The organism is uncultured Deefgea sp., from assembly GCF_947072475.1.
Lineage (GTDB): Bacteria > Pseudomonadota > Gammaproteobacteria > Burkholderiales > Chitinibacteraceae > Deefgea.
The window spans coordinates 21,874-34,468 of the sequence record NZ_CAMTIA010000022.1; the positions used below are offsets into that span (position 1 = coordinate 21,874).

Annotated in this window: 8 protein-coding genes; 2 read left to right on the top strand and 6 right to left on the bottom strand. The window is 49.4% G+C overall.

Annotation, left to right across the window (positions count from 1 at the left end):
* Positions 1–174: 174 nt before the first annotated feature.
* Positions 175–354 carry a hypothetical protein gene (locus Q0V82_RS09100; RefSeq protein WP_297574906.1) on the top strand — a complete coding sequence of 60 codons (180 nt, stop codon included), beginning with the start codon at positions 175–177 and terminating at the stop codon, positions 352–354.
* Positions 355–502: 148 nt separating this feature from the next.
* Here Q0V82_RS09100 and dnaE read toward each other — a convergent pair whose 3' ends face one another.
* A complete protein-coding gene (dnaE, locus tag Q0V82_RS09105; protein WP_297574909.1) occupies positions 503–3,946 on the bottom strand; it encodes a DNA polymerase III subunit alpha in 3,444 nt (1,147 codons plus the stop codon).
* Between the two features lie 102 nt (positions 3,947–4,048).
* Between dnaE and Q0V82_RS09110 the strand changes: the two genes are divergently transcribed.
* Entirely contained in the window at positions 4,049–4,231 is a 183-nt protein-coding gene (locus Q0V82_RS09110; RefSeq protein WP_173531891.1) for a YjfB family protein, read from the top strand.
* A gap of 222 nt (positions 4,232–4,453) precedes the next feature.
* On the opposite strand, the gene clpB is transcribed toward Q0V82_RS09110, so the two are convergent.
* The 5 genes from clpB to Q0V82_RS09135 all read right to left on the bottom strand — a co-directional run bounded on the left by clpB (position 4,454) and on the right by Q0V82_RS09135 (position 12,582).
* Entirely contained in the window at positions 4,454–7,036 is a 2,583-nt protein-coding gene (clpB, locus tag Q0V82_RS09115) for an ATP-dependent chaperone ClpB (protein ID WP_297574914.1), read from the bottom strand.
* Between the two features lie 300 nt (positions 7,037–7,336).
* A complete protein-coding gene (locus Q0V82_RS09120; RefSeq protein WP_297574917.1) occupies positions 7,337–9,601 on the bottom strand; it encodes an arginine/lysine/ornithine decarboxylase in 2,265 nt (754 codons plus the stop codon).
* A 119-nt stretch (positions 9,602–9,720) separates the two neighbouring features.
* The gene (locus Q0V82_RS09125) at positions 9,721–10,155 is read right to left on the bottom strand and encodes a type IV pilin protein (RefSeq protein ID WP_297574920.1); all 435 of its coding nucleotides are present in this window, start codon (positions 10,153–10,155) and stop codon (positions 9,721–9,723) included.
* 75 nt (positions 10,156–10,230) lie between these two features.
* Complete coding sequence (locus Q0V82_RS09130) at positions 10,231–11,154, bottom strand: carbohydrate-binding protein (RefSeq protein WP_297574922.1); 924 nt, start codon at positions 11,152–11,154, stop codon at positions 10,231–10,233.
* A gap of 9 nt (positions 11,155–11,163) precedes the next feature.
* Positions 11,164–12,582 (bottom strand): pilus assembly PilX N-terminal domain-containing protein, encoded by a 1,419-nt coding sequence (locus tag Q0V82_RS09135; protein ID WP_297574925.1) that lies wholly within the window; start codon positions 12,580–12,582, stop codon positions 11,164–11,166.
* Between the last annotated feature and the right edge of the window lie 13 nt (positions 12,583–12,595).

A 12,595-nucleotide genomic window follows, 5' to 3' on the forward strand; every position in this document is an offset into this window, starting at 1 on the left:
AACAATAATGCGATTTCAAAAGTTGATTTAGATCAGTTTTGAAAATATGTTATTGAATAATTTCAACTACATAACACATCTGCATGATTGCCGTAGTGCAAATCCATCTGCGATTTAATTCGCGCTTTCATGACAATATCTTATGCCTTTGCATCGGTGAATGGAATGTAAAAATTGGCAAAAAGCCCTGATGAGCGCTGTAAAAAATTGATAAAGATCAAAAATGAGGTGCAAAGAAAAAGGCGGATGCATTTGATATGCGATCCGCCTGCTATTGCTTGTGGGGTATATGAAATTGCCCCTTATGTATTATGGCTTGGCGCACTATACCAAGGGTCTTTTATTTTGACTTAATCAACCGAGCAAGCTCTGCGCGCTGGGGGCTGTTCGTTGCGACTTCAGGTTGTAGCCAGTACACATCGGATGATGATGCATCGCTGACTATGCTTTGATTGGCCGCGAGCATCGCGCCATACCGCAGGAAATTAAGCGTCAATAGACTTTAAAAGCGTGGTTCGGCCGATTGCGGGCCTAGCCAGCTGCGTAGGTCTGAGAGTAATTCATCGCGCAAAATGACTCGCCAAGCATGGCCTAAGGTCATTTGGCATTGCGCGTCGCTATTTTGGTAGTCAACCTCGACCGCACAACCTTGCTCGGTTGCATGCGGTTGCAAAATTTGCTTGAGCTTTTCAGCGTCGCCCTGCTGACCCAAGTTAATTTTGAGCGCCCGCGCAAAGTGGCTGCGCGCCTCAGCTAAGTCAAATACCCGATCGGCGATAATGCGTTGCCCACCCGAAAAACGATCTTCTGAGATTTTGGCTTCGATGACTAATAAAGTGTCTTCTTTGAGCTTGGTGCGATTGGCTTCATACGACTCGGAATACAGCGTGAGCTCTACTTTGGCGTGGCCATCATCGAGCTGTAAAAAACACATCCGGCCGCGATCGCCATTTTTAATTCGCATGCCAGCCACAATCCCCGCAATAAATTGCGGCTCGCGCTGGTTATTGAGTCGATCCAGTCGAGTGCGAATCAAGCCTTTAATCGGTCTGGCGTGTGCATCAAACGGGTGGCCAGAAAGATAAAATCCGAGCGCTGATTTTTCTTCGGCCAGTTTGATTTTGTCATCCCACAGCGGCGCATCAAGGTGTTCGACTTGCGGTGCGGCAGCGGGCTCTAGCATGTCAAACAAGCTAATTTGGTTGGCATTGGCGATTTCAGCCTCGGCCACGGCCATCGCTTGCTCGACATTGGCCATAATGCGCGCGCGATTCGGTTCGAGCGCATCAAAAGCGCCGCCACGAATCAAGGCATCGAGCACGCGTTTATTGACTTCTTTTTTGTCGGTTCGGCTGCATAAATCGTAAATATCTTTAAATGGCCCGTTGGCTGTGCGCTCGGCGACAATCATATTCACCGCGCTTTCGCCAACGCCTTTAATCGCGCCTAAGGCATAACGAATTTGTTTTTTACCTACCGGCACGAAGCGATAAAAACTTTCATTAATATCGGGCGGCAAGATTTCAAGTTTGTTTTTTTTGTTTAAGCAATCGTCGTAAAACACTTTGAGCTGGTCAGTATTGTCCAACTCGGACGACATCGTTGCCGCCATAAAGGCGGCAGTATGATGCGCTTTGAGCCAAGCGGTGTGGTACGACACCACCGCATACGCTGCGGTATGTGATTTATTAAAGCCGTACTCGGCGAACTTGGTCATCAAGTCAAACAAGGTTTCGGCCAGTTTTGGGTCGTACCCTTGCTTGGCGGCCCCTGCGGCAATGGTTTCCCTATGCTTAGCCATTTCTTCGGGCTTTTTCTTACCCATCGCCCGGCGCAACATATCGGCGCCGCCAAGGGTGTAGCCGCCGATAATCTGCGAAATCTGCATCACCTGCTCTTGATACACGATGACGCCGTAAGTCGGCTCCAAGCATTTTTCAAGATCAGGATGGAAGTAATCGGGCGCTTCGAGGCCTTTTTTACGATTAATAAAGGTGTCGACCATCCCTGAGCCGAGCGGCCCCGGACGATATAGCGCCAATACTGCAATAATGTCTTCAAAACGATCGGGCGCAAGCTTTTCGAGCAAGCGCTTCATACCATCCGACTCGACCTGAAACACGCCGGTGGTATTGGCGTCGCGGAACACCTGATACGCGGCTTGATCGTTAAAGCCCTGACTCATTAAGTCCAGATATTCGCCGGTTTGGTTTTTGATGTATTGCAGTGCGAGTTCGATAATCGTTAGATTTCGCAAACCCAAAAAGTCGAACTTCACCAAGCCAACGGCTTCAACGTCGTCTTTATCGAGCATCGACACCGGCGACGCATCGTCGCCAGAGGCTTGGTATACCGGGCAAAAATCAGTGATTTTATTCGGTGCAATCAACACGCCACCGGCATGCATGCCGATATTGCGCGTTAAGCCTTCGAGTTTTTTCGCCAGTACCCAGAGCTCTTTAAGTTCTTCTTCGCGCTCTACGCGCTCGCGTAATTCAGGCACCATCTCCAACGCATCGTCCAAGCTATATTGCTTGCCCGGCGCGGCAGGGATCAGTTTGGAGATGCCGTCACAAAACATATACGGCAAATCAAGCACACGGCCAACGTCGCGCACCACGGCTTTGGCGGCCATGGTACCAAAAGTCGCAATCTGGCTCACTGCATCCGCGCCGTATTTTTCCCGCACGTATTCAATCACCCGCCAGCGATTTTCTTGGCAGAAGTCGATATCAAAGTCGGGCATTGAAACGCGTTCGGGATTCAAAAAGCGCTCAAATAGCAGCGCATACGCAGTGGGGTCAATGTCGGTAATACCCAAGCTGTACGCCACCAAGGAGCCTGCACCCGAACCACGGCCCGGCCCGACTGGGCAGCCGTTGACTTTGCCCCAAGCGATAAAGTCGGCAACGATCAAAAAGTAACCGGGGAAGCCCATGCCAACGATGGTGTCGGTTTCAATTTTAAGTCGATCGTAATAGCGAGGGCGTTCTGCTTCGCGTGCTGCTTCGTCGGGGTATAGCTGCGCGAGGCGCATCTCTAAACCGCGCTTAGCCTCATACACCAAGAAATCATCTAGCGTCATGCCTTCGGGCGTCGGGAAGGGCGGCAGCACGTTTTCGCCGAGCACAATCTCAATATTGCAGCGCTGCGCAATCGTTACGCTGTTGGCGAGTGCCTCGGGCACGTCAGCAAACAACTCCTGCATTTGCGCGGTGGTTTTAAAATATTGTTCTTCGGTAAAGTCTTTCGGGCGACGTTTGTCGTTCATGACAAAGCCCGCCGAAATACAAGTGCGCGCTTCGTGCGCTTTAAAATCGTCCGGATCCATAAATTGGATCGGATGCGTTGCCACCACCGGCAGATTGAGCTCACCCGCCAAATCGAGTTGACGCTGCAAGCTGGTTTCGCAAGCGGCGGTGCCGGTGCGTTGAATTTCGAGGTAAAAGCTATCGGGGAATTGCGTCGCCCACCACTGGGCTGCCGCGCTGGCGAGCTCTGGATTGTTCGCCAAAAACTGCTGGCCGATTTCACCTAGCTCGGCGCCCGATAGCGCAATCAGCCCGCTATTATCACCTTCGGTCAACCATTCTTTTTTCAGCTCGCCCCGGCCGCGATATTGATTGTCGCGAAACGCCATCGTGATCAACTCGCACAAACGGCCATAGCCAGCGCGATTTTTACAAATTAGCAGCGTGCGAAACGGTTTATCGCGGTTGTCTGGATTTTCGATCCACGCATCCAAGCCGATAATCGGTTTAATCCCGGCATTGCGGCAGGCTTTGTAATGCTTAACCAGACCAAACAGATTCATTAAGTCCGACATGCCAAGTGCCGGCATTTGGTCGGCTTTGGCGCGTTTAACGGCGTCATCCAGACGAACGATGCCGTCAGAAACTGAAAACTCGGAATGGAGGCGAAGATGGATATAGGCAGGTGCGTTCATTGGCGCATTTTATCATTTCTTGCACCGATTCAGGCTGCTACCCTTCATTAAGCGTGAATAAGGCCGATAAAATAACCGTTATGGCAAAAAAGGGGTGTTGTAATGAGTGACAGCATGGTGAATGCGGCCAGTAGTGCCAGCGCCAACAATCCGGTTCCATTGGTGATGCTACGCAAAAGTTTGGATCTACAAGCGCAAAGTACGCTCAGCTTGCTGCAAGCCATTCCGCAGCCAGCCAGCGTGAATCCGGCGCATTTGGGGCAAAATGTAGATGTAAAGGCTTAATGATTTCAGGTGTATATTTCGCTAGGCCATTTACAGAATAGGCTCTGTGCATATACCTAAAAAAAGCCATTCCGAGATTCGGAATGGCTTTTTGTTTGCCGGGGAAGGCGACGTGCGATTAATGAAGTATTGGTGCAAAAGCTTTATGGCAAGACGTTAAAGCCGCCGGCAGTACTTTAGTCCGACAAGGCGAGACAACGCAGCCAGAATACTTTTGCCTGTTTATGCAAAATGCATCATGCCGTCTTTGGCGTCGACATGAATGGTGTCTTTAGCGGCAAAGTCACCATTCAGTAGTCGTTTGGCCAAAACGTTTTCCAGCTCACTTTGGATGGCGCGTTTTAATGGCCTTGCGCCATACACCGGATCAAAGCCCGCTTCGGCGATCAAATCAAGCGCGGCATCGGACACCGTGAGACCAATTTCCATCTGTGCCAAACGCTGGCTGAGTTTATCGAGCTGAATGCGCGCGATGTGGCGGATTTGTGTTTGGCCCAAGCCATGGAACACCACCACTTCGTCGATTCGGTTAATAAACTCGGGGCGAAAATGCGTTTTAACCTCGGCCATCACCGCCATTTTAATGATTTGATAGTCGGCATCGGCCAAGCGTTGAATATGCTCGCTCCCCAAGTTGGACGTCATAATGATCACGGTGTTTCTAAAGTCCACCGTGCGACCTTGCCCATCGGTTAAACGGCCATCATCCAATACTTGCAGCAAAATATTAAACACATCGGGATGCGCTTTTTCGACTTCGTCGAGCAAAATCACGCTATACGGTTTACGCCGAACCAGTTCGGTAAGGTAGCCGCCTTCCTCGTAGCCGACATAGCCCGGTGGCGCACCAATCAGGCGCGCTACCGAGTGTTTCTCCATAAATTCGCTCATATCGATGCGAATCATATGGTCTTCGGAATCAAATAAATAGTTCGCCAATGTTTTGCACAGCTCGGTTTTACCTACGCCGGTTGGTCCCAAAAATAGGAATGAGCCATAAGGGCGATTCGGGTCGCCAAGCCCGGCGCGTGAACGGCGGATTGCGTCTGACACCAAGCGCACTGCTTCTTCTTGGCCGACCACGCGTTGGTGCAAGACGTCTTCCATATGCAGTAGTTTTTCGCGCTCGCCTTGTAGCATTTTGCTCACCGGAATACCGGTGGCGCGGCTAACGACTTCGGCGATTTCTTCTGCACCAACTTGGGTGCGTAATAGCCGCGTTTTACCCGAAGGTTCGCCCGAACTTTCGCTGGTTTCGGCGGCTTTTAGCTTGGCTTCGAGCTGCGGTAATTCACCGTATTGCAATTCCGAGGCTTTATCCCACTCACCGGCGCGGCGGGCGGTTTCCATCGCGGTTTTAACCTGCTCGATTTCTTCGCGAATCGCTTGAGTGCCCAGCACGCTGGCTTTTTCGGCTTTCCAGATTTCATCGAGATCAGAATAATCTTTGCCAAGTTTGCTAATTTCTTCTTCGATTAAGGCCAAGCGTTTTTTACTCGCCTCGTCTTTTTCGCGTTTAACCGCTTCGCGCTCGATTTTGAGCTGAATAATCCGCCGATCGAGTTTGTCCATCACTTCGGGCTTGGAGTCGATCTCCATCTTGATTTTGGCCGCCGCTTCGTCGATCAAGTCGATGGCTTTATCTGGTAAGAAGCGGTCGGTGATGTAGCGGTGCGATAATTCCGCCGCCGCCACAATCGCCGGATCGGTGATTTCTACGCCGTGATGGATTTCGTACTTTTCTTGCAAGCCGCGCAAAATGGCAATGGTGGCTTCAACACTCGGTTCGCCCACCAGTACTTTTTGGAAACGCCGCTCAAGTGCCGCGTCTTTTTCGATGTATTTGCGGTATTCATCCAGCGTCGTCGCGCCAAGGCAATGCAATTCGCCGCGTGCTAGGGCCGGCTTGAGCATATTGCCAGCATCCATCGCGCCTTCGGCTTTACCAGCGCCAACTAGCGTATGTAATTCATCAATAAAGACGATAACTTGGCCGGCTTCTTTTTCCAATTCATTGAGCACCGCTTTGAGGCGTTCTTCAAATTCACCCCGGTATTTAGCGCCAGCCAACAGCGATGCTAGGTCTAAAGCCAATACCCGCTTACCTTTGAGCGACTCGGGTACTTCGCCATTGATAATGCGCTGCGCCAAGCCTTCAACAATCGCGGTTTTACCCACGCCCGGTTCACCAATCAGGACCGGATTGTTTTTGGTACGGCGTTGCAACACTTGGATGGCGCGGCGGATTTCATCGTCGCGACCAATCACTGGATCGAGCTTGCCTTGCCGAGCGCGTTCGGTTAAATCAAGGCAGTATTTATTCAGTGCTTCACGCTGTTGATCGGCCTCGGGATTATCCACACCGTTGCCACCGCGAACGGCATCCACGGCCGCTTGAATCGCCGCTTTATTGCCGCCATGGTCTTTAAGTAGTCGAGCGGCTTCGCCTTTGTCGTCGCATAGCGCGAGCAAAAATAAATCGCTAGAAATAAATTGATCGCCGCGTTGCATCGCCGCTTTATCGGTTTGATTCAATAAGCGAGTCAGGTCTTTGCCAACGGTGAGGTCGCTATCGCCGCCGGAAATTTTGGCGATGCGCGCAAGCGAGCCATTGAGCGCGCTGTGCAGCGGTTGCACATTCACCCCAGCGCGCGCCAGCAGTGCGGCGGTGCCTGAATCGGTGTCATTCAGTAGCGCCAACAGTAAATGTTGCGGTTCGATATAAGCATTGTCGTTCAGGTTGGCGATGCTTTGTGCATCAGCCAATGCCTGTTGGAATTTGGTGGTGAGTTTGTCAAAACGCATCTTTCAATCTCCAAAAAAGTGAAACGGGATACAAGTTAAATTGCAGCGCTTGTAATTTAATCAATAGGAAGCGCATCGGAAATATTGACAAATTAGCGATGTTTTACCTTAAGTGCGCTATTGCTGCGGATGTGTGCGAAACGGTACTGAAGGTTTTATGTTTAGATCGATTGTTTTTCTGGCTTTGTTATAGCCCGAGTGCGCTGTTTGCCAAGCAAGAGGCTGCGATTGCATGGGGTGGTCGGCAGCGGACATAAAAAAACCGCCAGCAAGCTGGCGGTTGTTGAGCGTAAACCCCGATTAAGTTCGCACACAATCCATATAGTAGCGCGTTACGCCGCTGGTGGTCACCGCGACTAGACCGTGAATATAAGTCTCAAAGCCGGGGAATTTCTGGTTGAAATCACGGGCAAATTTTAAGTAATCAACGATGGTTTTGTTGAATACTTCACCCGGAATCAATAGCGGAATGCCTGGCGGATACGGCGTGAGCATCACCGCAGTAATGCGGCCTTCCAAGTCGTCAATCGCTACGCGATCAAGTTCACGATGCGCCATTTTGGCAAAGGCTTTGGCGGGTTTCATCGCCGGCACCATATCGGACAAATACATCTCGGTCGTTAAGCGAGCAACGCCGTGCTCTTTATAAATACCGTGGATTTGCTGGCAAAGATCACGTAGGCCAATGCGCTCGTATTGCGGATATTTAGCAATGAACTCGGGCAAGATGCGCCACAGCGGGGCGTTTTTATCAAAGTCATCTTTAAACTGCTGCAAGGCCGCCAGTAGCGTATTCCAGCGGCCTTTGGTAATGCCGATGGTAAACATAATAAAGAAGGAGTATAGCCCGCACTTCTCAACCACCACGCCGTGTTCAGCCAGATACTTGGTCACAATACTCGCTGGAATCCCTTGCGCATCAAAGTCACCATTCAAGTCCAAGCCCGGCGTTAAGATGGTGGCTTTGATTGGGTCGAGCATATTAAAGCCGTCGGCAATGTCGCCAAAGCCGTGCCAATTATCGCCCGCTTTAAGCATCCAAGCATCTCGATGATCTAGACCTTCGTCAGTTAAATCGTCAGGACCCCACACCGAGAACCACCAGTCTTCACCGTATTCTTCATCGACTTTGCGCATGGCACGGCGAAAATCCAATGCTTCCATTAAGGATTCTTCGACCAGCGCGGTGCCACCCGGCGCTTCCATCATCGCCGCCGCCACGTCGCACGAGGCAATAATTGAATATTGCGGGCTGGTCGACGTATGCATCAAATACGCTTCATTGAATAAATCGCGATCGAGCTGACGGTTTTCTGGATCTTGCACCAAGATTTGCGACGCTTGGCTTAGGCCAGCGAGTAACTTGTGCGTGGATTGCGTTGAAAACACCATTGATTCTTTACAACGCGGACGATCTTCGCCAATCGCGTGATAGTCACCATAAAACTCGTGAAAAGCCGCGTGCGGCAACCACGCTTCATCAAAATGCAGCGTATCGATTTCGCCGTCGAGCATGCCTTTGATGTCTTCGACGTTATACATAATGCCGTCGTAAGTCGATTGTGTGATCGTCAAAATACGCGGTTTAAAGTTGGGGTTTTCTAGCAGTTTTTCCCGCGCAAACGGGTTGTCCATCATTTTTTTGCGGATATTTTCTGGCGTGAATTCAGATTTTGGAATCGGACCAATAATGCCGTAATGATTGCGCGTTGGCATCAAAAACACCGGTACTGCGCCCATCATCATGATCGAATGCAAAATCGATTTGTGGCAGTTGCGATCCACGACCACCACATCACCCGGCGCAACAGTCGAGTGCCAAACGATTTTGTTCGACGTTGACGTGCCATTGGTGACAAAGAACAAATGGTCGGCATTAAAAATGCGCGCGGCATTGCGCTCAGACGCGGCAATCGGCCCGGTATGATCGAGCAATTGGCCGAGCTCTTCTACGGCATTGCAAACGTCGGCGCGCAACATGTTTTCACCAAAAAATTGGTGGAACATTTGGCCAACGGGGGATTTTAAAAACGCCACGCCACCCGAATGCCCCGGGCAGTGCCAAGAATAAGAGCCGTCTTGTGCGTAGTGCGTTAGCGCGCGGAAAAAAGGCGGCGCGAGCGTATCGAGATAAGATTTGGATTCACGAATAATATGCCGCGCCACAAATTCGGGCGTGTCTTCGTGCATATGAATAAAGCCATGCAATTCACGCAAGACATCATTCGGGATATGCCGCGCAGTGCGCGTTTCACCGTAAATATAAATCGGGATATCTGGATTGCGGCGGCGAATCTCGGCGACAAAGCCGCGCAAGCTGGTTAAGGCTTCACGAGTTTCTTCTACCGAACCCGAGCCAAATTCTTCATCGTCAATCGACAAAATAAAGCCAGCGGCACGGCTTTGCTGCTGCGCAAAAGAGGTGAGGTCGCCATAACTGGTATAGCCCACCACATCCACACCCTCGGCCTCAATCGCCGCAGCCAGTTCACGAATACCGGAACCACTGGTGTTCTCGGTGCGAAAATCTTCGTCGATAATGACGAGAGGGAAGTAAAAGCGCATGTCAGTCCTTCGCTAAAAGTAAAAACGCCCCATGCTGGGGCAGGGGCGTAGTTTAAACGAGAATGCGTATTGGGATGATGAAAATTAAGATCAATTGTCACCTTGATGTCACGCTCTTTTTACTTGCTCCAGCAAGCTGGTGGTGACGGTTGTGCATTGCCATTGCTTACGGCCATCTCCATGGTGCAACTTACCCCATTTATTTTGTCATTCACTTGGCTCGTTCCACTGATTGCTGTGGCGGTGAGCGTATAGGTGGTGCCTCTGGCATTGGAAACCTTCACGCAATAATAACCATTGTCAGTTTTAATTCCAGAGGTTTCACAATTGGCGGTAAGACCAAGATCACTGAGTGTTGCGGTATAGCTGACGTTATTAGCGCGCCATTTTTCTTCGGCTTGTTGCAATTTGCTGATGGTAACGACAGCGTCGCTACGGCGGCTTTTGCGAATACTTTCCTGATAACTAGGAAAAGCAATTGCCGCCAGAATACCGATGATCACCACTGTAATCATTAGTTCGATCAAGGTAAAACCATAATGTCGTCGTTGCATAGCGTTATTTCCAAAAATGAATTGAAAAGACGTATAGATCAATTGAGATTGATTAAATATGTCTTTTTGAAAAGACTATAGCTTTTTCCAAAGCGCAGGCACTAGTGCAGGAGTCCAGCCTGGTAGTGAAGGGTGGCCTTGAATGCATACATAGCGTTGACCTTCAAAAATTACCTCTTGACCGGCTTGATATGTCTCCCCAGCTTTCCATTCTTTTTGTGCACTAGGAGTTGCGCTCGGTAGCGGTGTTGCTGACGGGGTTACTGTTGGCGACGCCGTTGCCGAAGCTACTTTAGGGCTACCATCGGCATTGGGTGGTGTGCAAGCGCTAGTGCTATCAATGGTGCCGGTGCTGCTAAATTGTCCAACATCTACCCAACCCGAGTCGGCACTACTCGGTGACGCTACGCCGCAACCGATTGATTTATTACACAGCCAAACATTTTTTTTATTGCTGGACTCTGTGTGTAGTGCAAACATGCCTTTTTGATAACCAGCGGTGTTGGTGGCTGTCCACTGACAAATAGGATTTGGCCACGGTGCAGTTGATTTTTGCACTTTGGTAAATAGAACTACATTTTGCGGTGTATTACTTGCATCGGTCCATGAGGTAGTGGACTGTATGAGTAGCTGATCTTGCTCGGCAATGGTGAGCTCACTGGCACTAGTGCGGCAGCTGGTTTCAGCGGCAGTTTTTTTAATGCAAATTCTATTGATATAACTAGCACTTTTGCCTGTCGTGCTCACATCTCCAACCAAATCTATCGCAGTGCCATTGTCGATGGTTTCAGTACTGATTAATTTATTATGGGTATCGATAAATTGGCGCAGTTGATCCAATCGAGATTGTGCAATATTACTGGCTTCAATTTTTTGGGCTGCTAAGCCATTGTTGAGCGTAAATACGCCTTGAATTTTGGCCAATGTAATGCCGACGATGCCAATGATAATCGAGCAAATTAAGACTTCAATTAAGCTAAAGCCAGTATTTTTATGCATTGTGTTCTCTTAAAAATCGATCCAGTTATCTGGTTTTTTGTCGGTTGATGGCAGTGTGATTTGAATGTTAATCGGTGCGTAACTGACGTGTAGCGCACCTTTTGCTGTTTTGTTGTCGCGGTTATTCATGACGGTGCTCAGCGCGTCTTTTTTTGTATTGGCGCCGTGAGAAGTGCCGTGGTAATCAATAATTGTTTTACCTTCCGTGTCGACATCCCAGTTGCCTTCAAGTGCGAGTGAGCCATCGGTGATCTTAAATGAGCCATTTTGGTAGATATTGTTGGCGTATAAAAAAGCATCGCTGACTTGCATTTGTCCGACGGTGTTTTTGACGTCACCATTGATAATCACTGCGATTTGCGGCTGATTTGGTCCTTCAAATAGGCTGGAGCAGGGGGTCGTGAGATTTAGGTCGCCATCGATCCATAATATTTTGGTTTTGGCTGCCCGTACTGCTGCAACTTGCGCTGTCGTTGGACAGGCAGCAGGAGAAACCACCACGCCATTATTACTGGCTGCGGCTTTAACTTCCGCCTTGCTCAGTCCGCCAAAGTAACTAGCAAAGAATTCATCACCCGATTGGCTGGCTAAGGCACTGTCTACTTTGGTACTTGAGTTAGCGCCTGTGAACTGGAGGCCTGTTTTATCGATTGCGCTGCTTAGACAATATGTAGCGTCATTTTCTGGGCGCCATTTATCTGCTTTACCAGTGCTGGTGTTGATTGTTGCGTCGCAATTGTCAGGTGAATCAGCTGCGTCTTTGCCGCCGGAGCCATACAAAATACCGCAGCTGGCTTTGGTGGGCTTGTCTGATTTTTTATCGACGGATACATTGACATTAATGTCGATATAACCGCGAGACGAAATGCCGCTGCTGGCTGGGGTGAGTGAAGCACCTAAATCAATCACGCGGCGAACAATCGCATTGGAATTGCCTGTTTCTGAGCAAATTGCGCTATCGCCATTGGCGATTGTATTGCCTGCACAACCGGTACTCACTGCCGTGATTTTGCCACTATTGATTTGTAGTAATATGTTATATGCCAAACCGGGGTTGGTATTATCAAGCGATTTAATTAGGGTTAAATTATTAGCCAGATTTGTTTTTTTGAGTTTATAAGGGGCAGCTGCATTAGCGCCGGCCTTGCATTCAGCTGTGGCGGCTGGGGCGGTATTTTTTTCTAAAAAAACTGTACTACTGTCATCTGGATTGGCTTTGAGTAAAGCCATGTCATTGGCAAGAATAGGCATGATTTCGGTAATGCCATATTCGGCAGCTTGCAATGCCATATCGTATTGATAATTATTGTTTGATTTTTTTTGGAATAAAAAAGAGGCTTTATTGGCGTATAAAACACCTAAGGTCGCAATAAATAAAATAACTATGGTCGTAGTGAGTGCAACTACGCCACTTTGTTTAAAGTTCATGATGTATTCCTTA